The sequence below is a fragment of the Moraxella bovis genome (genome assembly GCF_002014975.1).
Lineage (GTDB): Bacteria > Pseudomonadota > Gammaproteobacteria > Pseudomonadales > Moraxellaceae > Moraxella > Moraxella bovis.
Window position 1 is genome coordinate 54,290 of the sequence record NZ_MUXV01000002.1, and the last position, 22,741, is coordinate 77,030.

At 45.7% G+C, this 22,741-nt stretch carries 23 protein-coding genes and 1 tRNA gene; 2 read left to right on the forward strand and 22 right to left on the reverse strand.

The window, feature by feature from the left end; translation table 11 throughout:
• Positions 1-46: 46 nt before the first annotated feature.
• Positions 47-226 (reverse strand): hypothetical protein, encoded by a 180-nt coding sequence (locus B0182_RS00440; protein WP_078273060.1) that lies wholly within the window; start codon positions 224-226, stop codon positions 47-49.
• Entirely contained in the window at positions 227-532 is a 306-nt protein-coding gene (locus B0182_RS00445) for a phage protein Gp36 family protein (protein ID WP_078273061.1), read from the reverse strand.
• Here B0182_RS00445 and B0182_RS00450 point away from each other — a divergent pair.
• Entirely contained in the window at positions 507-728 is a 222-nt protein-coding gene (locus B0182_RS00450; protein WP_280522572.1) for a Mor transcription activator family protein, read from the forward strand. The genes B0182_RS00445 and B0182_RS00450 overlap by 26 nt on opposite strands.
• Here B0182_RS00450 and B0182_RS00455 read toward each other — a convergent pair.
• From B0182_RS00455 to B0182_RS00535, 17 genes are all read right to left on the reverse strand, one after another.
• Positions 725-1,687 carry a PIN domain-containing protein gene (locus B0182_RS00455; protein WP_078273063.1) on the reverse strand — a complete coding sequence of 321 codons (963 nt, stop codon included), beginning with the start codon at positions 1,685-1,687 and terminating at the stop codon, positions 725-727. The genes B0182_RS00450 and B0182_RS00455 overlap by 4 nt on opposite strands.
• A gap of 12 nt (positions 1,688-1,699) precedes the next feature.
• Complete coding sequence (locus tag B0182_RS00460; RefSeq protein WP_078273064.1) at positions 1,700-2,404, reverse strand: LrgB family protein; 705 nt, start codon at positions 2,402-2,404, stop codon at positions 1,700-1,702.
• Positions 2,401-2,784 (reverse strand): CidA/LrgA family protein, encoded by a 384-nt coding sequence (locus tag B0182_RS00465; RefSeq protein ID WP_078273065.1) that lies wholly within the window; start codon positions 2,782-2,784, stop codon positions 2,401-2,403. The genes B0182_RS00460 and B0182_RS00465 overlap by 4 nt, the downstream gene beginning before the upstream one ends.
• A gap of 394 nt (positions 2,785-3,178) precedes the next feature.
• A complete protein-coding gene (sppA, locus tag B0182_RS00470; protein ID WP_078273066.1) occupies positions 3,179-4,219 on the reverse strand; it encodes a signal peptide peptidase SppA in 1,041 nt (346 codons plus the stop codon).
• Between the two features lie 349 nt (positions 4,220-4,568).
• The gene (locus B0182_RS00475; protein ID WP_078273067.1) at positions 4,569-7,151 is read right to left on the reverse strand and encodes a ComEC/Rec2 family competence protein; all 2,583 of its coding nucleotides are present in this window, start codon (positions 7,149-7,151) and stop codon (positions 4,569-4,571) included.
• Positions 7,152-7,169: 18 nt separating this feature from the next.
• Entirely contained in the window at positions 7,170-7,949 is a 780-nt protein-coding gene (gene ispD / locus B0182_RS00480; RefSeq protein ID WP_078273068.1) for a 2-C-methyl-D-erythritol 4-phosphate cytidylyltransferase, read from the reverse strand.
• Entirely contained in the window at positions 7,949-8,356 is a 408-nt protein-coding gene (locus B0182_RS00485) for a septum formation initiator family protein (protein ID WP_407662297.1), read from the reverse strand. The genes ispD and B0182_RS00485 overlap by 1 nt, the downstream gene beginning before the upstream one ends.
• Positions 8,357-8,444: 88 nt before the next feature.
• Positions 8,445-9,758, reverse strand: a complete 1,314-nt coding sequence (eno, locus tag B0182_RS00490; RefSeq protein WP_078273070.1) for a phosphopyruvate hydratase — start codon at positions 9,756-9,758, stop codon at positions 8,445-8,447.
• 70 nt (positions 9,759-9,828) lie between these two features.
• Positions 9,829-10,194, reverse strand: coding sequence for a hypothetical protein (locus B0182_RS00495; protein WP_078273071.1), 366 nt, complete (start codon positions 10,192-10,194; stop codon positions 9,829-9,831).
• Between the two features lie 31 nt (positions 10,195-10,225).
• The gene (locus B0182_RS14110) at positions 10,226-10,378 is read right to left on the reverse strand and encodes a hypothetical protein (protein WP_158079580.1); all 153 of its coding nucleotides are present in this window, start codon (positions 10,376-10,378) and stop codon (positions 10,226-10,228) included.
• A gap of 382 nt (positions 10,379-10,760) precedes the next feature.
• Positions 10,761-11,627 (reverse strand): 3-deoxy-8-phosphooctulonate synthase, encoded by an 867-nt coding sequence (kdsA, locus tag B0182_RS00505; RefSeq protein WP_078273073.1) that lies wholly within the window; start codon positions 11,625-11,627, stop codon positions 10,761-10,763.
• A complete protein-coding gene (locus tag B0182_RS00510; protein ID WP_158079581.1) occupies positions 11,624-12,043 on the reverse strand; it encodes a PIN domain-containing protein in 420 nt (139 codons plus the stop codon). Before B0182_RS00510 ends, kdsA begins: the two co-directional genes overlap by 4 nt.
• Entirely contained in the window at positions 12,030-12,266 is a 237-nt protein-coding gene (locus tag B0182_RS00515) for a hypothetical protein (protein WP_029102036.1), read from the reverse strand. Before B0182_RS00515 ends, B0182_RS00510 begins: the two co-directional genes overlap by 14 nt.
• A 69-nt stretch (positions 12,267-12,335) precedes the next feature.
• Positions 12,336-13,970, reverse strand: coding sequence for a CTP synthase (locus B0182_RS00520; RefSeq protein ID WP_078273156.1), 1,635 nt, complete (start codon positions 13,968-13,970; stop codon positions 12,336-12,338).
• 142 nt (positions 13,971-14,112) lie between these two features.
• Positions 14,113-15,513 (reverse strand): 30S ribosomal protein S12 methylthiotransferase RimO, encoded by a 1,401-nt coding sequence (gene rimO, locus B0182_RS00525; protein WP_244893624.1) that lies wholly within the window; start codon positions 15,511-15,513, stop codon positions 14,113-14,115.
• Between the two features lie 452 nt (positions 15,514-15,965).
• Positions 15,966-16,050: transfer RNA gene (locus tag B0182_RS00530), tRNA-Leu, on the reverse strand.
• Between the two features lie 95 nt (positions 16,051-16,145).
• Entirely contained in the window at positions 16,146-16,760 is a 615-nt protein-coding gene (locus B0182_RS00535; RefSeq protein WP_078273076.1) for a nicotinamidase, read from the reverse strand.
• A gap of 125 nt (positions 16,761-16,885) precedes the next feature.
• On the opposite strand from B0182_RS00535, the gene B0182_RS00540 reads away from it, so the two are divergent.
• Positions 16,886-18,451, forward strand: coding sequence for an alanine/glycine:cation symporter family protein (locus B0182_RS00540; protein ID WP_228157693.1), 1,566 nt, complete (start codon positions 16,886-16,888; stop codon positions 18,449-18,451).
• Between the two features lie 70 nt (positions 18,452-18,521).
• Here the strand turns inward: B0182_RS00540 and B0182_RS00545 are convergent, their stop codons facing one another.
• The 3 genes from B0182_RS00545 to nuoM form a co-directional block, all read right to left on the reverse strand.
• Positions 18,522-19,322, reverse strand: coding sequence for a ferredoxin--NADP reductase (locus B0182_RS00545; RefSeq protein WP_078273077.1), 801 nt, complete (start codon positions 19,320-19,322; stop codon positions 18,522-18,524).
• Between the two features lie 228 nt (positions 19,323-19,550).
• Positions 19,551-21,065: an NADH-quinone oxidoreductase subunit N gene (locus B0182_RS00550; protein WP_078273078.1), complete on the reverse strand. Its 1,515-nt coding sequence runs from the start codon at positions 21,063-21,065 to the stop codon at positions 19,551-19,553.
• Complete coding sequence (nuoM, locus tag B0182_RS00555) at positions 21,065-22,741, reverse strand: NADH-quinone oxidoreductase subunit M (protein WP_078273079.1); 1,677 nt, start codon at positions 22,739-22,741, stop codon at positions 21,065-21,067. The genes B0182_RS00550 and nuoM overlap by 1 nt, the downstream gene beginning before the upstream one ends.

A 22,741-nucleotide genomic window follows, 5' to 3' on the forward strand; every position in this document is an offset into this window, starting at 1 on the left:
GATGAAATTGTCATTCACTCTATTAATATTAATTCTCGCCCAATTCTCACCGCCCATAACTGACAAGCAAAGCCCCATTGGTGTGGTTTAGGCGGTAGCTTGTCGGCTTTTCTGGATAAAAACTTACCGCAAGCTCATTGCCTACGCCTTGTTTTAACTGCCCTACAATGCCTGTGGCAATGTCTTTGGTAAGACTAAATGACGGTAATTTTTGCAAAGTATTCATTTAAAAATTGTCCAACAAGGCATTATTAAACACCGAGCCATTTTGGGTACTTGGGCGAACTCGGATATGAAATTCGCCGTCATCGTTTAAAATGGCTTTGGCATTGTTTAGGGTGTCAGGCACACCAAGACTGACCTTGCCGTCCCTAATATTTTCAAGATTTTTAATGGCGACTTTGCGACCGTCCACCACCGCAGGGGGCAACTCAAAGCCTTCTGGACGGCGTTCGTACAAGGCATAGCGAGCGATTTGTTTGGCACATTGTTTTACCAGCGTGGGTGTGTTTGCAAAAGGGGGTGGTTCTATGTTTTATGTTACCAAGCACAACGCTTGGCAATACCACGAGAGGGATTTGGCGATTTGGGAAGCGTTTAAGGGCGATAATCATTTTGAGCTGGTGCAAAAGTTTAATTTGTCTTTGCCTTACATTTATGAAATCCTATCCCAACTTACCCCAGCCACCCCCACCATTTCCCATATTTATCCTACCTGTCTTGGTTAATTATCTATCTTGTGTTTATCAAAAATAATCTGATGATTTCTTTTTTCGATAACACAATAAGGTTGCATTGTATTGATGATATTTTGCACGCTAAAAACATGTTCAATCATCAACTCTTCTTTTAGCCATTCTGAAAATTCATTTATGGTTGCTGGCTTTTTCTTTAACAAAAACAATAAATCACAGATGATTTTCAATCTTTTCAAGGACATATCACCCAAAATATATTCCACTTTGGGTGGCAGAGCCAACTCTTTTTTGCGTAATTTTAACGTCATTCTATCTGGCTGATAATCAACAGTATCAAGAGCCGACCAATTTTTGATGTGACCTTGATTGTAGCCTATCTTGGTATGATTCACATGGACAATTTTATATTCTTGTAGCAACTCAAATATTCTGTCTACACTCTCATCTGTCAATTTTAATTTTTGATAAATGTCTTTTTTTAATGTTTTTATTTTAGCAGGGCGATTGTTATTCTCCTTAGTCCAAATATCACATAAATGCTTAATGTCATGTAGATAGATATTCTTTTTAAATTCAGTCAATTTTGGCATAAGTCCATTGTCAATATTTTTATGCATAATATATTGCTCTTTGGTGACTTGCTTAACCTTAAATGACTTTTTTTGAAGCAGTCTAGCAATATGTTCAAAATCTCTGTCACTAGACAAAATATAGAATTTTGTTTTATTAGGCTTAAATTGACCACTTAACACCCTTGCATAAAATGCCAAGCCAAAATCAGCACCATTGCTCTTTTTATTCTCTGTCATTGTAATTAAAAACAGCTTATAATTTAGCAACTTACTCAATAACTCAATATCTTGCAATGCAAAAATAGCAGGGGTTTTTGCAAAACTCACATAAACCCTATCATATTTTTGGCAAAAAGCAAAAATCTCATCCGCTTTTACAGTCACATTTTCAATATCCAATAACAAAATTTTTTTCATAAGACCCAATCATTAAAGCAACCACGGCACAATCACAGGGGCTAAAAATGCCGTTAAAATACCATTTAAAATCAGCCCCACTGTCGCATACGCCACAAACCTTGACCCCATCTGCATGACACGCACCGTACCAAGGGCGTGCGACGCTGTCCCCATGGATAACCCCCACGCCATAGGATGAGTGGATTTGACAAATAACAGCACGCCTATGCCCATCATCTGTCCCACCACACCTGCGATGAGTACGGTACTGGCGGTAATGCCCATCACCCCATCTAATTTATCGGTGACCTCGATGGCAATCGGCATGGTGACAGATTTGGGGGCGATGGCGATGGCACTTTGCTCACTGCCCCCCATCAGACGCACAAGCCACACCCCTGAGATAATACCCGTGAGCGAGCCTAGCAGTTGTGAGATGATAATAGGAAACCACTGCGAGCGGATTTTTTGCCACTGAACATAAAGCGGAATGGCAAGTGCCACAACCGCAGGCTGTAACCAAAAGGTCAGCTGACGACTCGCCTGCTCAAAGCTCGCCCACTCTATATTTAGCACTTTTAGTAAGATGATAACCACGATGGTTGTGATGAGTGTGGAGTTGATGAGCTGATTTTTAAAACGGGCTTTGATGTGCATACAGCCATGAAAGACAGCGATGAGCATAAATAGCAGAAAAAAGGGACTGTTTAACAGCTCTGACAGGTCGGTATTCATGAGCTACCCCCTTGATTTGTTCGTCCTTGATGTCTGGCTTTTTGGGCGTGCCGTAGCCACTCGTAGGATTTGCCCGTCACAATCAGTACCATCAATGTACTGATGGCAGTCGCCCCGATAAGCACCCCCAAATCCACCCGAATGATGTCCAGATACTGCGTGATGGAGATACAGGCAGGCACAACCATTAACACCAAATAGTCCAGTAAGGTCTTGGCAAGGCTCTGCACCGTCTCTAACTTAATCACGCCTGCCTGCAACGCCCCAAATAGAATAATCAGCCCAATCACGCTCGGGGGCAAGGACAATCCTGTTAGGGCGATAAAAATCTCACCCAAAAACACACACCCAAAAATAATCAAAAATGCTTTTAAAATCATGACGGTTTGTCCGACCCAAAGATACCCAAAGATGACGTATTGTACAAAACTTTATGGCATTTTGCACCGCTTAATTGTGCTTGTTATTTTATTTTGTTAAATTTGATAACAAGGCTTGATTTAATGAAAATAGGTATCGTTACACCCAACCAACTTGATATTTACCACGGGTTTGTAGGGGTGTGCTGAGCACACCCTTTGATGATATTCAGCACGCCCCTACGTCCACACATCATTGTATTTGTAGTAATTTTAAAGTTTCTTGGGTGTAACAACTTATTTTTTTAACCACCTTGTCGTAGACGTTTGAGTACAATTGGCAAGACTAAATCTAAATCAAGACAATAAAAAAGGGCAATCATGCCCTTTTTGGTTTTTTATTTTGTCTTTATCATCATTGCAATTTGCTTTGGCTGTTTTCTGCAATGCTCATTTGCACGCCCTGACCTAAACCTTTGCCGATTTGCACGCCAAGACGGTCAAAGACCTTACGCATAGGGTCTACATAGGTGTAATTTACCGAATGCTCAACGCCCAGCTCTTTTTCTAGCTTGCTAATACCGCCTGCTTTGTCGGCAAGTCCCAGTTTAAGCGACTCTTTGCCCGTCCAAAACAGACCGCTAAACACGTTGTTTTGTTCGGCATTTTTGAGCTTATCGCCACGCCCTTCTTTGACTGCATCGATGAAGTTTTGGTGCGTGGTGTCAAGCAGTTGTTGGACGTGTATCCGCTCGTCTTCGGTCATGGGGCGAGACATGGATAGGATGTCTTTGTACTGCCCCGATGTCATGGTGCGGTCTTGGACACCAATTTTTTTCATCAGCTCTTCGGTGTTGTAGCTTGACATGATGACCCCGATAGAGCCGACCAGACTTGATGGATTCACCCAAATCTCATCGGCAGAGCTGGCGATATAATACGCCCCACTCGCCCCGATGTCGCCGATGACGGCATAGAGTTTTTTGTCAGGGTTTTCTTTACGTAGCTCCATGGCGGTCTGCCAAATCTCGTCCGACTGCACGGGCGAGCCCCCAGGAGAGTTGATGGCAAGAGCGACAGCTTTAGCATTGGGATTTTCAAAGGCTTCGGTCAGTGCTGAGCTGATGTCATAAGCATTAGCATCGCTGTCACTGGCAATCACGCCATTGACTTCCACCACCGCCAAATGGGGCGAGTTCGCTTCTAGTGGCATCGTGCTACTGGCAGTGCTACACCCACGCCCCATGACGGCGATGATAAAAACGATATAGCCGAACGTGAGCAATTTAAAGAATATCCCCCAACGGCGAGCTTTTCTTTGCTCATCAAGACTTGCCATGAGTGTTTTTTCTAGCAGTCGCCACTCTTGACCGCTGTATTGGTTGGGCGGTGTTTGTGGTGCTGGGTTTGAGCGTTCGTTTAAGTTGTCTTTATTGGGATTTGGTGGCCATGCCATGATGTATTTTCCTGACTTAACTTGGGCGTGTTGAACCTTTATAACACTATTTACAATATAGACATATTTTAGAAAAACTAATCGTTTTTGCATGAAAAATGGCTAAATCTTGTTTTTCATCGTCAAAAACTTGCCTGATAGAATGACTATCAGCCTACGTTTTTTCCTTGAAAAACGGGCGATTTTTCTCATTTTTCATTGCAAATACAAAAGTTCAACACACCCTTTTAAAAATCCAAGTTAAAACCGTGCGGTCGGTTTTAGATGATTTTAAATTTTACAAGGGTTATTTTAACACAAATATTGCCAAATGCTCGCCTTAAATTTTATCAATTTGTTAAGGGCGCGTCTACTGACCACCAAGCTCTATCATCATCAGCTCAGCTCGCTCACGGTTGTCCGCTGTATCTTTGTCAGTAAAAACAAACCGTGATGGCAAAGTTTGTGCCAACACCGTCCCACTTACAGCATGGCGACTGTGTCCGAACCACACATCGGCATGCACCTGTTCATCATGGCACATACTCTCATACATGTGCCACGCATACTCATGGATTGCCCCGTTAATGACAAGCCGTGAGCCTGCCCGCTCGCTTTTTTGGTCATCACGACCATCATCGCCATAATCATGATGGATACCACCCATGATGGCAGGCATCAGCTCGCTCTCAACAATGATGGTACAGCCCCACACCCGCTCATCATCTATCATCTGCCAGCCTGTCATTGCCGATATGCTAAGCCCCTGCCCCGACCATGATCGCCCTACCCCACACGTCTGCATGGGCAAGCCCTGCACGGTGTTTGTAGGTTGCCCCGCCTGCCAATAGCGATGGATAAACACATCCTGTGCCAGCGTTGCCACCACATCACTCATGCGATGGCTTGGGGTCTGCACGATAACCCCTGTCAGATGGCGAACACTGTGCTGACGCAGTTTGTCGTGCAGAACACTCGCCACTTTATCATGTCCTACCGCCTTATCATCTTGCAAATCCGACAACACAAGCCACACCGCATCATCGCCATTATCCGCCCCTTGCTGACGGATGAGTACTTGGCTGACCTTATCATCACCATCTAACACCATCACGCTAAATGGCATTTGTCTATCTGCAAATAACACCATCATCGCCACCGCCACGAGTGGCACCAATGCAAACTTCCGCCCAATCACAGGGACGACCCACACCGCCACCCCAAGGGCAAACAGTGCCATACCCATTACGCTTGTGGTCTGATACAGCCATACATCACTTAGGCTCTGTAACCACGTCAGGAGCTGATGAAGCCATGCTAATATCAGCGATGAGACACCCCAAAGCACATCAGCAAGGCTCGGCAACACCACAAAAATCACCCCTGCCACCAAATTTATCGGCACGATGACCGCCCCAAACAGCCCCACCGCAAACAGATTGACAAATAGCCCCCACAGCGAGACTTTGCCAAAAAACAACAGCGACACAGGAAGCATGGCAACAAAGAGATAGCTTTGTAACTTTAAAAAACCAACCAGACGGTCTTTTATGGACATGACTGGCACATCAAACTCCCGCTCGCCATAACTCATGAGCAGTGCCACCGCCACAAAGGACAGCCAAAACCCCGCTTGCCACACCATGACAGGGTCAAGCCATATCATGCCCAGCCCCACCCACATCAGCACCGCCAACGACGACAAAGGCAATGCCAAATAGCCTGCCACCGCCACCGCCAACAGCATGTACACCGTCCGCACCGCAGGCACATCAAAGCCTGTAAACAACGCATAAATCATGCTCGCCCCCACCATGACAAACAGTCGCAAGCGATGGCGGGGCAGTCGCTGATAATATGGCAAAAACCTATCGGTCAAATAACACACCCCAAAGCTCAACATCGTCGCCAACAGCACCACATGCATGCCCGAGATGGCAAGCAGATGACTGATACCGCCAAACTGGTATAAATCTTTGGTCGCACGACTGATTAATGCCCTATCGCCCGTCAGCAGGGCAAGCGTGACCGCTCGGGCTTGCTGTTTATCATCACTAAGAGCATGCCAATCTTTATAAAAATGCGTGCGTAACGCATGGCGAAATCGCTCTAAATGCTCCACCAAGCCGACCTGTGGCAAGGGTGTCGGCTCATCACGCACCGCCAATACTCGGGCATTGGCATGGATGTGGCGTGTACGAAGCCACCGCTGACTGTCAAAGCCTGACGCACTGGGGTCGGCAGTAATGGGTGTAATACGTAGCGTCATGTAAGCGGTCGTGGCAGGATGTAGTTTGGCAAGCTGATGGCGGTTCGAGCCGTCCTTATTATCCTTGACATCTGCCACTTGGAGTAGCACCGTCATCTGACTGGGCAAGGGCGGATGGGATTCGGGTGTGTCTGCGGTAACAGCAAATGGGTTACGGGTCTCTGTCCTTGTGTGCTCGCCCTCATCTTTGCTATCTTTATTATTCTTACCAACATCATTAAAGCCATCCAACAAGCGGTCACCACCAAATGTCAAATCAGACAGCACTGCTTTTTGGCGATAATAGTTCCCTGTGTCATACACGCTGTCACTAATCTCATGCACCGTCACTTTGGCGGTGATGGTATAGCCAAGCTCAGGGATGGCATGAGCAGTATTTGTAAACGCCTGTTCGGTACTGATGGTGCGCAGCATGAATAATAGCACCACAAAGCCGACCAGTAGCACCTGCATGGCAGCCTGCCCCACTCGGGCAAAAGCGGATTTGGGATGAAATTGATTAAATTTAAAACATAAAAAAGCACACCCCAACAAGAGCATGCTCATCATCATAAAACCCATCCCATGAGTCGTATCCATGCCAAACAGCTGACTGCTCACGGCTGTCATGTCATGGCTGGGCAAGATATCCAGCGTGGCGAGCACCATCAACGCCACACCAATAAACACAAGCCAAATCAACATCGTACCCACATCTTAGGCTTAACCCATGCCATGTTGTAACATCAGCTCAATCATCGCCAAATCATCAGAATAAGTCAGCTTCATGTTCATGCGTGACCCCTGCACCAAAGCCACCGACTGACCGAACTGCTCAAACCCACTGGCTTCGTCGGTAATCATCAGCCCATCAGCAATGACCTTATCAAGCATGGCTTGTAAGGCGTACAATCTAAATACTTGGGGAGTCTGGGCTTGCCAAAGCTGACGACGATCTATGGTGCGATGTATCTGACCATTGATATATTGGCAACCTGTCAAGGCAGAGCTGTTGGTATCATGAGCAAGTTTTAAAGTATCAACCACAGGCGTGGCAAGTATCGCTCCTACTGGGTTATACTTACCATCCGTCTGTTCAAGCCGTTCAAGCTCACGCACCGCACCAATCAGGCGGGTCAAATCATCAGCAGGCAAGCATGGTCTGGCACCATCATGGATAAGCACCCACACATCACCAACCGCTCGCCGAGCAATGTCATCCACGCCTGCCTTGACCGACAAAAAACGCTCCGCCCCACCTTCGGTCAGATAAACAGGGCGGTCAAACTCAAAATCCAAAGACGATACCAGCGTATCATCTTTGGCAACCACGAGTGTCAAATCAGTGACGGCAGGGACATTTAAACACGCCACGCCATGCTCTAACACCGTTCGCCCTGCCACCGTCAAATACTGCTTTGGCACATCCGCCCCAAAACGACTGCCACGCCCTGCCGAGACGATGAGTGCGTGAATCGGTAGGTTGGGACTTGTCTGTTTCATCACTCGCCCGTATCACCGCTAACGCCCGTAAAGGCATTCTCGCCCATGTCATCATCAATAAGTCCATCAACAGGCTCGGTCGCACTCACCCCATCCACGCCATAGGGAATCTCTCTATCACTCACCATGGGGGCAACGGACAACTCTACAAATGTCTCGCCTGACTTAATCAAACCCAAATCAAGGCGAGCATGCTCTTCAATGGCACCCAGCCCTGATTTTAAATCACGGACATCCATTCGTAACGTGTCATTGACCGCTTGCTGGGTGGCATTGATTTTTTGTTGTTTGGCAAGTTCATTATTTAACTCATCAAACGCATGATGACCGAACTCGCCATACCAGTATTGATACTGTAGACCTGCCAACACCACCGCCCCAAAAACAATGAGTAGCAGATAGCCCAAAAAAGCAGGCGAAAAGCTAACGCCTACTTTTTGGTTGTGTGTTTGATGGTCTGATGACAAAGCATCATCAGTTTTTTGGGTTGCCATGTCAGCCACGCAGTCCAATGAATTCAGCACGCCCACGATAGCTTGCCGTTACCATCTGCTCAATGCGTAGCAGTTGGTTGTATTTGGCGACACGGTCAGAGCGACATAGCGAGCCTGTCTTGATCTGACCAGCCGCTGTACCTACTGCTAGGTCAGCAATGGTACTATCTTCGGTCTCACCCGAACGATGACTGATGACGGTCGCATAGCCGTTTTCTTTGGCAAGATAAATGGCGTCTAGCGTCTCGGACAATGTGCCGATTTGGTTAAATTTAATCAAAATGGCGTTGGCGATGTTTTTATCAATGCCTTCACGCAGGATTTTTGGATTGGTTACAAATAGGTCATCGCCCACCAGTTGCACTTTATCGCCAAGCTGACGGGTCAAATACGCCCAGCCGTCCCAGTCGCTCTCATCCAAACCGTCTTCAATGGAGATAATCGGATATTGACGCACAAGCCCTGCCAGATAATTCGAAAAGCCTTGGCTGTCGTAAGATTTGCCCTCACCTTCTAGCACATATTGACCGTTTTTATAAAACTCACTAGACGCACAGTCAAGAGCCAAATAAATATCCTGCCCTGCTTTGTAGCCCGCTTGTTCAATGGCTTTCATGATGACGGTAATCGCCTCTTCGTTAGAACGCAGGTTCGGGGCAAAACCACCTTCATCGCCCACGGCAGTATTTAACCCTTGGGCTTTTAGCACGGATTTTAGGCTATGGAAAATCTCTGTCCCTGCACGAAGCCCCTCTGAAAAAGACGTAAAGCCCACAGGCTCAATCATAAATTCTTGAATGTCCACGGTATTATCGGCGTGAGCCCCACCGTTTAGAATGTTCATCATCGGCACAGGCATGGTTAAGCTGGTTTGCCCACGCAAGTTGGCGATGTACTGATGAAGTGGCAAATTTTTGGCAATTGCCCCTGCTTTGGCAATGGCAAGCGATACCGCAAGCGTGGCATTTGCTCCTAGATTGGCTTTGTTTTCGGTGCCGTCAAGGTCAATCAAAATCTTATCAAGCTCACTTTGGGCGGTTACGTCCTTGTCAAGCAAAGCTGAGCGGATTTGGCTGTTCACATTTGCCACCGCTTTTTTGACACCCTTACCCAAATAGCGAGATTTGTCGCCATCTCTGAGCTCCAACGCCTCACGAGAACCTGTGGACGCACCAGACGGAGCGGCGGCACGACCACACACACCATTCGCCAAAATCACGTCTGCCTCAATGGTTGGGTTACCACGAGAATCCAAAATCTCACGAGCCACGATGTCTTTGATTTCAATGGCATTATCAGTGGTTTCAGCGTACATAACAAAATCCTTTAATGGTTGGGTAAAAGTTTAGCTAGATTATAACACAAATTTTGGCTGGCATAAACTGTTATTTAAACTCGTCCGCCCGCCCCGATACCGAAAATTCACAGCCATTATTTTCCACAAAAATCAGCTGATTTGATGTGCGAATATGATACCTTTCATAACGCACACCCTGCCGATAACCATTTTGCCCTGTTTGTAAACTTGGCGAACCCATCGCCTCTGTTGCCATTAACTTTTCGCCAAAGGCTGTTTGTAAGTCATCAACACTTGGGTAATGCTCTTTTTTAAAAGTAATATTCACATTTTTAGAGACGGTACTTAAATCATCATTGCCAAGCCCACCAAAAGACACATCGCAAGAAATAGATTCAATGACTTGATGTGTCTTGATTGGAAAATTGTAGATAATACTATTACGATTCGCCACAGGTTTATGCTCTGCCCTATAAATCTCATCTTTAAGCGTTACAATGTTCAGCCGTTTTGGTTAAATTAAAAATCTCTCCACTTTCTGCCAATGATACAATTTGTTTAATCGTATCAATATTATTATTGGCATAAGTATGGCTCGCCAATATTGCCATTAAAGGAAATAAGAGAAATTTTTTCATTTTAAAAAAACCTTTTTAAAATGAAAAAATTTGACGTAAGGTGCGTAATACACATCATTTAGATTTGGGATTTTAAATGGTGTGTATTACGCACCTTACAGATTACGCTTATCCTCAAAACCCTTCAATAATTGCATTTTGATAGTTTTTAAAAAATAAAAATATCATGAAAATATAACAAATCCATACAATAATTCCAACTATAAAAGCTGATACAATTTTTAAAGTCGGTTTTTCTTTAATTATACGATAAATATCTAACAATCCACGACAATCTTTGGGTGTTAAAATATGGTATAATAGCAAAACAATTATCCAAATGAACGAAAAAACACCATAGAATAACATTTTAATCCCCAAAGATTATCTTTGCAACTTTTATTTAATGCGTATCAAGCACTTCAAACCCTTTTACCAAATCATCAATTTCTTTTAATTGACGTAAAAACGGTTCTAATTGCGACAGTCGCAACGCACAAGGACCGTCGCACTTGGCTTTATCAGGGTCAGGGTGAGCTTCTAAGAACAGCCCTGCCAGTCCTGTTGCCATACCTGCTCTTGCCAAGGTGGTGATTTGATGACGGCGACCGCCTGCACTGTCTGCTCTCGCCCCTGGCTCTTGCAGGGCGTGCGTTACATCAAAAAACACCGGCACGTTCATCGCCTTCATCGTGTCAAAGCCGAGCATATCTACCACAAGGTTGTTATACCCAAAAGACGTGCCACGCTCACACAAGATGATGTTGTCATTGCCTGCTTCTAGGCATTTGTTAATGATGTGTCGCATCTCATGCGGAGTAAGGAATTGGGCTTTTTTGATGTTAATCACCGCCCCCGTGCGAGCAATGGCACTCACAAGGTCAGTTTGACGAGAGAGAAACGCAGGGATTTGTAGCACGTCCGCCACCTTTGCCACAGGGGAGGCTTGGTAGGGTTCGTGTACGTCTGTGATGATTGGCACGCCGTATTTTTCTTTAATGTCGTTTAGCCACGTTAGCCCCGTATCTAGGCTAGGCCCTCGAAATGAATGTAGGCTTGACCGATTGGCTTTATCAAAACTTGCCTTAAATACATAGCCAATATCTAGCTTTTTGCAAATCTCAATATAGCTCTCAGCAATCTCAAATGCCAATTCTCGGCTTTCTAATACATTCATACCACCGAATAACACAAATGGCAACTCATTGGCAATCTTTATATCGCCTGATTGTGATGATAATTCAATGGTAGATTTGGCGGTTAATGTCATGGGTTTTCCTTATAAAATGGATTGATAATGGTAAGTTTGTTTTCAATGATATGATTGTGGTGCATATCTTCGGAATATAAAATGGGTGTGTTTGCGTATAGAGCAGTTGCAATAAGCAAACTGTCCCAATAAGAATATTGATAACGCTTTTTGATGTGCAAAGCATCAACCACAAAATCGCTATTTAAGTCAATAATGGTAAAATACTTTTTAAAAAATCGTATTGATGATAATAATTCATCATCTGTCATGAGTTTTTTACGAAAAACCACATTACAAAATTCATTTAATACTTGGGTGCTAATCACGGCATTAGGATTGCGTGATAATTTTTCTGCAATGGGCTGTTTGTCATCATCACCAATAGAATATAATAAAATATTACTATCCATAAAATAGTGATTATGGGCGGTCATATAATTCATCTCTATTAAACTCATAATCGGCTGGCAATTTGCCTTTCATTTTGGCAAAAAATTCATCAAATGCCAATTGCCTTTCATCAGCTTGTGGCTTATTTGGTGTTAAACTAACTGCCACATTGTCATGCTTTAATATCACCTGCTCGCCTTGTACTGCCTTTTGTAGAATTTGCACCATGTCATATTTGGCGATGTCTGTAACCATAATTTCAATCATCTTATCCCCTTTTATCTTCCCAATGAATAAACAGGGCGAAAACCGCCCCTTTTATTTTATTGTAATGCTTTATTTGCCATTTTGCAATGCAACTGCCGAATGGATAAAGGCATTAAAGAGTGGGTGTCCGCCACGGGGCGAGCTTGTAAACTCTGGATGATATTGCACCGCCACAAAGAACGGGTGATTGTCAAGCTCCACTGTCTCTACAAGATTTTGTTTGGCAGAGTAGCCCGAGATTTTTAGCCCTTGTGCTTCAAGCGGTTCAATGTAGCGGTTGTTCATCTCATAGCGATGACGATGACGCTCAAAAATGGTGCCTGCCCCATAAATCTTGGCAAGGCGAGAGTCCGCCACCAGATGAGCTTCTTGTTTGCCCAGTCGCATCGTACCACCCAAATCGCTGTCATCTGAGCGAATTTGTAACTCGCCTTTTTCATCAAACCATTCGGTAATCAGACCAATAATCGGATTGGCGGTTTTGCGGTCAAACTCGGTAGAGTTGGCTTCAAGCCCAAGCACATTGCGAGCAAATTCAATGACGGCTAACTGCATACCCAAGCAAATGCCTAAAAATGGCACGTCATTTTCACGAGCATAGCGGATTGCTTTCATCTTGCCTTGGGTGCCACGCTCGCCAAATCCCCCCGGTACTAAGATAGCATGGCAGGCTTTTAGCTCGTCCATAAGGGCATCTTGGGTTTCTAGTTTTTCAGCATCAATGTAGTGGATTTTTACACGGATTTTGTTGTGAATGCCTGCGTGCAATAGGGCTTCATTGACCGATTTATAAGCATCGGGCAACTCTACATATTTACCAACCATTGCCACGACAATCTCGCCTTGGGCGTTAAACAGTCCGTCAATGACTTTATCCCAATCGGACAAATCGGCTTCGGGCTGATTAAAGCCAAAACGCTCACACACCAAATCGTCCAAATTTTGCTCATAAAAAGTGCGTGGAATCTCATAAATACTGCGAGCATCCTTGCACACCGCCACCGCACGCTCGGAGACGTTGGTGAACATCGCAATCTTACGCTTGGTGTCATCGTCCACGTCATGCTCGGTACGGCACACCAAAATATCAGGCTGAATACCAATGGACAGTAGCTCTTTGACAGAATGCTGAGTGGGCTTGGTTTTAAGTTCGCTGGCGGAAGAGATATAAGGCAGTAGAGTCAAGTGCATGAGCATGGTATTTTCACGCCCAAGTTTTACCATAAGTTGTCGCACCGCTTCCATAAAGGGCAAGCTCTCAATATCACCCACCGTGCCACCAATCTCAATCATGGCAACGTCATAACCCTCGCCTGACGCTAGAATACGGCTTTGAATCTCGTCTGTGATGTGCGGAACGACTTGCACGGTTTTGCCAAGATAGTCGCCACGGCGTTCTTTGGCAAGCACCGTTTGATAAATACGCCCCGATGTGAAGTTATTTGCACGAGACATTTTAGAATGTCTTAAAAAACGCTCATAATAGCCCAAATCAAGGTCAGTCTCTGCCCCGTCTTCGGTAACGAACACTTCACCATGCTCAAACGGACTCATCGTACCAGGGTCCACATTGATATAAGGGTCCATTTTGGTCATGGTAACTTTAAGACCACGGGCTTCTAACACGCTTGCCAAAGAGGCAGCCGCAATACCCTTACCGAGTGAGGAAACCACGCCACCTGTTACAAAAATAAATTTAGTCATGTCAATCATCGTTTATTGGTAAAAGCGAATTTTACTAAAAATTGACAAAAAAATATAGGGGGCAAAGGCAAAATCCCAAAATTTTTGTGAAAAATACCCAAAACAAAAAAAAGACTTGATAGGTTCAAGTCTTTTTAGAGCATTACTTAAAACTGGCAAACAAATCATATTCGCTGGCTTCATCAATGGTAACGGTTAAAAATTCGCCAACTTTTACCGTCTCATCAATATTATCCACATAGACATGACCGTCAATCTCGGGGGCATCGGCATAGCTACGGCAAATGGCGATATTTTCTTCTGTATCAATTTCATCGACCAAGACCACCAACGTTTGCCCGACTTTTTCTTGCAATTTTTCTTCGCTGATTTGTTGGGCGACCGCCATAAACCGCTCGTAACGCTCTTGCTTAACAGACTCTGGCACAGGGTTTGGCAAATCATTCGCCACCGCCCCGTCAATCTCTGAATAAGTAAAACAGCCCACACGGTCGAGGCGTGCTTGTTTTAACCAGTCAAGCAAGTACTCAAAATCTTCTTCGGTCTCCCCTGGAAAACCCACCACAAAGGTAGAACGAATGACAATCTCGGGGCAAATCTCCCGCCATTTGGCAAGCCGATCCAAGGTATTTTCGCTCATGGCAGGGCGTTTCATCGCCTTTAATACACTGGGGCTTGCGTGCTGAAAGGGAATGTCAAGATATGGCAAAAGCCCACCCTTACCACCACTGGCTTTCATGCTGTCCGCCATGATTTGTACCACATTATCCACGTGCGGATAAGGGTACACATAATGCAAACGCACCCAAATGCCAAGCCTTGCTAAGGCTTGGCACATATCAAAAAACTTGGTCTTTATCGGTTCGCCTTGCCAAAACGCCATTTTATATTTTAAATCCACGCCATAAGCGGACGTGTCTTGGCTGATGATAAGTAGCTCTTTGACCCCTGCTTTTTTTAGGGCAACAGCTTCATTCATCACGCTGTCAATGGTGCGAGACACCAAGTCGCCACGCAAGGACGGAATAATACAAAAAGTACAGCGATGATTACAGCCTTCACTGATTTTGACATACGCATAATGGGCAGGGGTCAGCTTCACGCCTGCGTCATTGATAAGGTCTATTTTGGGGTCATAAGTCTTGGATTTGGCAGGTTTTGGCACATGGTGCGTTACCGCTTTGACCACTTCATCATAGGCATGAGCCCCCGTTACTGCCAGTACGGCAGGGTGCATGGTGCGAATGCGTTCGGCATCTTTACCCAAACAGCCTGTTACGATGACTTTGCCGTTTTTGGTAATCGCCTCGCCAATGGCATCAAGGCTTTCTTGGACGGCAGATTCGATAAATCCGCAGGTGTTTACCACCACCAAATCCGCCCCGTCATAATCCTTGGCGACTTGGTAGCCCTCACGAGTCAGCTCGGTAATAATCCGCTCACTGTCCACGAGTGCTTTGGGGCAACCTAAGGAGACAAACCCCACTTTGGGCGTTTTGACAATCTCACTGGATAAACTGCCACTAGGCTCAGCAATCTGCATCAAACTTGCCGACTCTTCTAGGGTGCGGTTTTGGTTGTGATTGGCTTTATGATGATAGCCAACTTCGCTAGGATTGGGATTTTGATTTTTAGGATTAAAGGTTTGAACAGTCATGGTATTTTGGCTAAGGATAAACTTGGCTGATTGGGGGTGGGTTTAGGTAGAGATGAATTTTGGGCAAATGATTTTACCTTTATCATATACACCTAATGGACTTAATATTTACCACAGGGTTTGTAGGGGCGTGTTGAACACGCCCTTGATGATGTGATGTTCATTGGACGTGCAAAGCCAGTCCCTACACCCACACATCATAAATTTGTGGCAATTTTAAAATTCTTTATAAAATATAATATAAAATCAATCATATACAGACAAATTGCCATGTACCCTATTTTAAAATTTCAAAATTTACATAGCAAAAAACCCGCCTTAACAGCAGGTTTTTAATATGGTGGGGTCGGAGAGACTCGAACTCTCACAGGTCGCCCCGCTGGAACCTAAATCCAGTGCGTCTACCAATTTCGCCACGACCCCAGATTTCATCAACTTTCGTCTTGATGTGGCGTATTATATACGACTTTTAAAATTTGGCAAGTATTTTTTGCTAAAAATTTTAAAAAGTTTATAAGTCATTGATTTAAAATATCTTTTGAATTGATAAATTTCACCCCAACGTCCGTCATGTCCGCCATTGCCTTATCCAGCGAGCCGTTAATGTCTATCGGGGCAGTGGCGTCCGTGATGACCGTGCAATCAAACCCAAACGCTACGGCATCTATCGCTGTCCACGCCACACAAAAATCGGTCGCAATGCCCACCACATACACGCTGTCTATGCCCCGCTCATGAAGATAGCCCGCCAGCCCTGTTTTGGTCGCCCTGTCGGCTTCCATAAATGCCGAATAGCTGTCTATGTGGCGATGATAGCCTTTGCGAATGATGAGTTCGGCTTTATCAGCTTGCAAATCAGCATGAAAAAAAGCGTCCGATGTGCCTTGTACACAGTGAGCATTCCATAGAACCTGCGTACCATAGGGTAGCTCTATCGTGTCAAACGGGGCTTTGCCGTCATGATTTTGGTAAAATGAAATGTGGTCGGCAGGGTGATAATCTTGGGTCAAAATCACGGTATCAAAATGAGCAATCAAGCGGTTAATCATGGGGATAATCGTATGGCTGTTTGCCACCGCCAGATTGCCACCGACAAAACCGTTTTGTACGTCCACAACCAATAGGGTTTTCATAAATACTCCTTATTCTTTAATTTGTTTGATGGTTTGCATCACATTACATCATAAAGCAAGTCTAATTTTTAACATGAATGCTTTGATAAGAAGAAACTAAAATGCCATCATAAGAACTTGTAATAATGGACAAATTTTTTTATAATACCGCATTTACCAAAGCAAGGTCAAGCCTTGCTTTTTTTGTGAACTACAATGGAGCGGTTATGATTGAGTGGTTTAACAGTCTCATCAATTGGGGCGTAAGCCTGATTTGGGGCAATGGCGATTGGTTGATAGCGGGCAATCCTTGGTATGGTCTTATTGTGTTTTTGTTAGTGGGTGGGGGTATTTATTTTACCATAGCCACTCGCTTTGCTCAGTTTCGCTATTTTGGACATCTGTGGAAACTGCTTAGGGTGTCGGGGCAGGGCGGTCGCTCGGGCGGTATCAGCTCGTACGAAGCCTTGATGACATCGCTGGCGGCACGGGTCGGCACGGGCAACCTTGCTGGGGTTGCTATCGCCATTTATTTGGGCGGTGCTGGAGCGGTGTTTTGGATGTGGGTTACGGCAATTTTGGGTATGGCGACAAGCTTTATTGAGTCCGCTCTCGCCCAAGCCTACAAAGTCCCCCACACCGACAACGTCTTTCGTGGTGGTCCTGCGTATTATATCCAAGCAGGTCTTGGACAACGCTGGCTTGCCATTATCTTTTCGGTGTGTCTACTGATTGCCTTTGGGCTTGCCTTTAATGGCGTACAAGCCAATACCATTGCCCAAGCAAGCCTACAAGCCTTCAACATTCCGCCTTGGGCAACGGGGGTGTTTTTGGTGATTTTGGTTGCTCCTGTGGTTTTTGGTGGTATGCGTTCGGTTGCCAAAGTGGCAGGTAAGATTGTGCCGATTATGGCGATTTTGTACATTTTGCTTGCACTGTTTATTATCCTTACCAACATCACGCAGTTCCCTGCCGCCATTGCCACTATCTTTAAGTCCGCCTTTGGACTTGAACAAGCCGCAGGCGGGGTGCTTGGCTATACTGTCGCGACAGCGATGATTAACGGCATCAAGCGTGGTCTGTTCTCAAACGAAGCGGGCATGGGTTCTGCTCCCAACGCTGCCGCAACTGCCCAATCTTACCCCAATCACCCTGCTGTACAAGGCTTTATGCAAATGCTTGGGGTGTTTATAGACACCATTGTCATCTGTACGGCAACGGCCGCCATTGTGATTTTGTCGGGTGTGGTAGACCCAAACTCTGAGCAGACAGGCATTCAGCTTACCCAACTTGCCCTGTCGCAATATGTGGGGCAATTTGGTGTGGTGTTTGTGGCGGTGGCGATTTTCTTTTTTTCTTTTACGTCTATCATTGCCAATTATAGCTATGGCGAGAGCAACATTGAATTTTTGTCTGGTCAAAAAAACGCCAAGTCTGCCATGATGGGGCTACGCATCGCCCTGCTTGTCATGGTCTTTGTGGGGTCTATTGCTGACCTAAAAGCGGTTTGGAACTTTGCTGACTTGACGATGGGTATCATGGCGGTCATCAACCTTATCGCCATTGTGTGGCTATCGCCTGTGGCACTGCGTGTCCTAAAGGACTATGAGCGTCAAATCAAAGCAGGTGTTGCCCTAAAAGACATCAGTTTCGACCCCAACCTGTTCCCCAAACTAAAAAATGAAGCGGACAGAACAGCGTGGAAGGATTGATAATTTTCTAGACAAACCAAAAAACAGGGTATGGATACCACCTGCCCTGTTTTATTTTATCCGTCAAATATTACCAATAATTCTCCACCGCAATATTACCCACGCCCCTGCGGTTCATCGTTAAACCTTTGTTTTTTAAACTTTCTTTGGTGTCGTCCACCATCTGCGGATTGCCACAGAGCATGACATGGGAAGTGGCAGGATTTAAGTTTAGACCGACAAAGTTTTCAAGTTCGCCACTGTCTATCAAAGCAGGAATGCGAGCATTTAGGCAGTTTTCGACTTTTTCACGAGTGATAATCGGCACAAAATGGAGTTTAGCTGGGTTGTCGGTCAGTTCGCTAAACTGCTGATTTAATTCATGAATTTTATCAAGATAGGCAAGTTCTGCTTGCGTTCTGGCACTGTACACCAGTACAATGTCGCTGTAATTTTGCCAAGTGGTCAAATCGCCAAGCATGGATAAAAATGGAGCAAGTCCCGTGCCTGTTGCCAGTAGCCACAAATCCTTTGGGGCAGGCTCTTGGTAGCGAGCAAGGGTCAAAAAGCCAAACGGCTCGGGGTTAAGATAGAGCGTATCGCCCACCGTCAAATGCTGTAATTGACTGGTAAACGCCCCGTCAGGCACAACCACCGAGAAAAACTCCAACTGCTCATCATAGGGGCTTGACGCTACCGAATAAGCCCGAAAAATGCGTTCATCGGGGGCGTTTTGGGTGTGTTTTAATTCGCTGGGATTGACCCCGAGCCGTACAAACTGCCCTGCAAGAAAACGAAATCCATCTGGGCGGGTGGTGGTAAAGCTAAACAGCGTGGGAGTAATGGGGGTTTTGGAGAGTACGGTTAGGGGGGTGGCTTTTTGGTCGGACATGATTTTTCTCTATTTTATCGTAAATCAACCCCAATCTGCACCAATTCTACATTCTAAAAAAATTTTTGTAGGGGCGTGTTGCACACGCCCATTGGGGACTGGCAGGGCGTGCAGAGCCAGACCTTACGATGGTGCATTTTGAAGTTAAACAAGTATAAATTTATCCATGCTATTGTAAACCATCGCCACAAAAAAACAAGCGCCCAAATTGAGTGCTTGTTTTTTATCTCATAGACTTAAAATTGCCATACTTGCCCACTTAAACAGCGTATTTGGCAAAATCCCCATCACAAAAATAAACACCGTGATAAGAATCAGCACAAGCCCGCCTGCTTTGACCCGCCAATTACTTGGCACATCAAAAGGCACGATGGTCATTGGGCGTTTGAACATGATAAGCAGGACTTTAAGATAATAATAAAGTCCGATGGCACTGCCCACAATCACCATAAAGGCAAGCCCAAAGCGTCCGCCTTGAGTGGCAGCGAACAGCACCTGCATTTTGGTAATAAATCCTGCGGTAAACGGAATACCCGCCATGGACAAAATCATCACCGTCAAAACTGCCGTCAAGACAGGTCTTCGCCAAAACAGTCCTTGGTAGACTGCCATACTATCCGCTTCGTCTTCTACTTCTTGGGTTGCCGTGTTGCGGTTGGTCTCGCCATACGCCCCCGTCATCAGCACAATCACCCCAAATGCCCCAACAGACGACAAGGCATAGATGAGCATATACATACTAATCACGCTGTCAGCATCTGCCGTTGTCCCTGTGGCGATAAGCGGAATCAGCACATAGCCCATGTGTGCCACAGACGAAAACGCAAGCAGGCGTTTTAGGTTAGTTTGGGTTAGGGCAAGCAAGTTCCCTGCCACAATAGACACCAACACAAGGGCAACCAGTACCACATCAACAGACGAGATGGCAGGAGTGGCACTTGTCAGCAAAAAACGCACGACAAGGGCGACAACCGCCACCTTGCCCACGCTCGCCAAAAATGCCGTAACAGGAGCAGGAGAGCCTTGATAAATATCGCCCGCCCATGAATGAAACGGTGCCAAGGACAGCTTAAAAGCAACTGCTGCCACCATCATCACCGCCCCCACCATAAACAAAGGCGACAATCCAAACCCTGCCATGAGACTCTGCCCGAGACGGACAAAGCCAAGCTCGCCTGTCGCCCCAAAAATAAACGCCATACCCATCAGAAGCGTTGCCGAAGCGGTTGCCGATAGGATAAGGTATTTTAGCCCTGATTCTAAGGACTTTTGTTTTAGGTAAGCAAAACTTAGCATACCATACATAGGCACAGACAAAAGCTCCAATGACACAAAGAAAGAAGCAAAATGATGAGCCGATGTCATCAGTACCGCCCCAAGCGTACTTGTCAAAAGTAGCAGATACAGCTCTTCTTTGTTGTTATTAAAACTTTGAAAGTAGCGATAAGACAACGTAACGCACGCCAACGCCGACACGACAACAACAAGGCTATTGAACAAGGCAAAGCCGTCCACCAAAAACAGCCCCATGACATCGCCGCGATTGATATGAGTGGGCAATTTTTCAAAAAACTGCAACAGTAGCACCACCAACGCCCCATTTAGCCCAAGGGCAGTTAAGCCAACAATCAGACTGTGCGAGCGTTTGATGGTGATGGCAAGCATCACCACAAGCACCGCCACGCCCAATATCATGGCAGGGAGCAACGGGAGCAAAGACGAAAACTCAATAGACACGTTCATTAGTTGCCCCCTTGGTTAATTTCAATGACTTGTGGCACGATTTCTGGCGAGATGGGCTTTTGATTGCCTTTTAACCCTGTAATGGCGGTATCCACATCCGAATACCTATCAGGCATTTTGGTGCTGATATAGCTCATCGCTTGCTCGGATTTGTGTAGGACAGGTTGTGGATACAGCCCAAGCCAAACAAGCCCCACCGCCAACACACCAAGCAAAGACAGCTCTCGCCCACCCAAATCACGCAAAGGCTTGGCGGTGTCGTCTTTTCCCTTATATAAGGCGTGCAAATAGGGCGTGGTGTTGTCGCCAAACAACGCCTTATGAATCAAAATAAGTGCATAAAGCCCCGCCCACACAAAACTCACGGTCAATAGCACGCTGATGACAGGATGTGCCTTGAACGACCCCATCAAAATCAAAATCTCGCCAATGAAGTTGCCCGTACCAGGGATACCCAAAAGGGCGGCACAAAAGAACATCATAAACGGAGCAAGATAGCGAAACTGACCCCACATACCACCCATGACCGTCATATCACGAGTGTGCAAGCGTTCGTACACTTGCCCTGCCACAATAAAGAGTGCCGCACTCGATAAACCGTGAGCGAGCATTTGCACCATCAAGCCCTGCAACGACACCAGCGTGCCAGCATAGATGGCAAGCACGACAAAGCCCATGTGCGACACAGACGTATAGGCGAGCAGTCGTTTGATGTCGGTCTGGGCAAACGCCAAAAACGCCCCATAAAACACCCCAATCATGCCAAGCGTGATGGCAATGGGAGTAAACTCAGCAGACGCATTTGGAAAAAGCGGAATGACAAAGCGAAGCAAACCAAACGCCGCCGTCTTAATCAAAATCCCTGCCAAATCCACCGAACCTGCGGTTGGGGCTTGGGCGTGGACATCAGGTAGCCAGCCGTGCAATGGGAAAACAGGCAATTTGACCGCAAAGCCCACAAAAAAGCACAGCATAATCAGGTATTCATATTTGCCAAGATACGTGCCAAGCAGGTCTTCATAATGAAAACTTAGCACGCCTTTTTGGGCAAAATTGATAAGCACAAGCATACTGATACCAATGAACATGATAAGACCAGACGCTTGGGTATAAATAAAAAACTTCGTGGCGGCAGCCGATTTTGGCTTGATGATATTGCCATCTTTATCACGCACATCATGCCCCCATAGAGCAATCAAAAAGTAGATGGGCAGGAGCATCATTTCCCAAAAAAAGAAAAACAAAAACAAATCAATCGCCAAAAAGACACCGATGACACCGCCCAACGACCACAACAGGTTTAGATGAAAAAATCCCACACGGTGCTTAATCTCGCCCCACGAACAGCCCACCGCCATAATACCCAAAAATGCCGTCAAGACAATCATCAGCAAAGACAAGCCGTCCATTGCCAAGGAAAATTTGATACCAAAGGCAGGTATCCAAGGCACTTCAAAGGTTGCCACCCAAGGCAGACTGCCATCGGTGCTGGCATTTAGCACCCCAAAGTCGCCCTTGGCATACAGCACGAGCGACAGCACAAAGGTCAATGTCATGCCAATAAGTGCCACCCATCTGGGCAGTCTTGCGTCCTTTTTTTCAAATAACCAACACAAAAATCCTGCAATCAACGGGATTGCAATTAGACTTGGCAAAAGCCATGTTTGCTCTATCAT

Bases quoted from the DNA above. Each gene is read 5' to 3' on its own strand.
- B0182_RS00440 (WP_078273060.1), bottom strand. From the start codon at position 226: ATGAATACTTTGCAAAAATTACCGTCATTTAGTCTTACCAAAGACATT.
- B0182_RS00455 (WP_078273063.1), bottom strand. From the start codon at position 1,687: ATGAAAAAAATTTTGTTATTGGATATTGAAAATGTGACTGTAAAAGCG.
- B0182_RS00460 (WP_078273064.1), bottom strand. From the start codon at position 2,404: ATGAATACCGACCTGTCAGAGCTGTTAAACAGTCCCTTTTTTCTGCTA.
- B0182_RS00465 (WP_078273065.1), bottom strand. From the start codon at position 2,784: ATGATTTTAAAAGCATTTTTGATTATTTTTGGGTGTGTGTTTTTGGGT.
- sppA (WP_078273066.1), bottom strand. From the start codon at position 4,219: ATGGCATGGCCACCAAATCCCAATAAAGACAACTTAAACGAACGCTCA.
- B0182_RS00475 (WP_078273067.1), bottom strand. From the start codon at position 7,151: ATGTTGATTTGGCTTGTGTTTATTGGTGTGGCGTTGATGGTGCTCGCC.
- ispD (WP_078273068.1), bottom strand. From the start codon at position 7,949: ATGAAACAGACAAGTCCCAACCTACCGATTCACGCACTCATCGTCTCG.
- eno (WP_078273070.1), bottom strand. From the start codon at position 9,758: ATGTACGCTGAAACCACTGATAATGCCATTGAAATCAAAGACATCGTG.
- B0182_RS14110 (WP_158079580.1), bottom strand. From the start codon at position 10,378: ATGAAAAAATTTCTCTTATTTCCTTTAATGGCAATATTGGCGAGCCAT.
- kdsA (WP_078273073.1), bottom strand. From the start codon at position 11,627: ATGACATTAACCGCCAAATCTACCATTGAATTATCATCACAATCAGGC.
- B0182_RS00510 (WP_158079581.1), bottom strand. From the start codon at position 12,043: ATGACCGCCCATAATCACTATTTTATGGATAGTAATATTTTATTATAT.
- B0182_RS00515 (WP_029102036.1), bottom strand. From the start codon at position 12,266: ATGATTGAAATTATGGTTACAGACATCGCCAAATATGACATGGTGCAA.
- B0182_RS00520 (WP_078273156.1), bottom strand. From the start codon at position 13,970: ATGACTAAATTTATTTTTGTAACAGGTGGCGTGGTTTCCTCACTCGGT.
- rimO (WP_244893624.1), bottom strand. From the start codon at position 15,513: ATGCAGATTGCTGAGCCTAGTGGCAGTTTATCCAGTGAGATTGTCAAA.
- B0182_RS00535 (WP_078273076.1), bottom strand. From the start codon at position 16,760: ATGAAAACCCTATTGGTTGTGGACGTACAAAACGGTTTTGTCGGTGGC.
- B0182_RS00540 (WP_228157693.1), top strand. From the start codon at position 16,886: ATGGACAAATTTTTTTATAATACCGCATTTACCAAAGCAAGGTCAAGC.
- B0182_RS00545 (WP_078273077.1), bottom strand. From the start codon at position 19,322: ATGTCCGACCAAAAAGCCACCCCCCTAACCGTACTCTCCAAAACCCCC.
- B0182_RS00550 (WP_078273078.1), bottom strand. From the start codon at position 21,065: ATGAACGTGTCTATTGAGTTTTCGTCTTTGCTCCCGTTGCTCCCTGCC.
- nuoM (WP_078273079.1), bottom strand. From the start codon at position 22,741: ATGATAGAGCAAACATGGCTTTTGCCAAGTCTAATTGCAATCCCGTTG.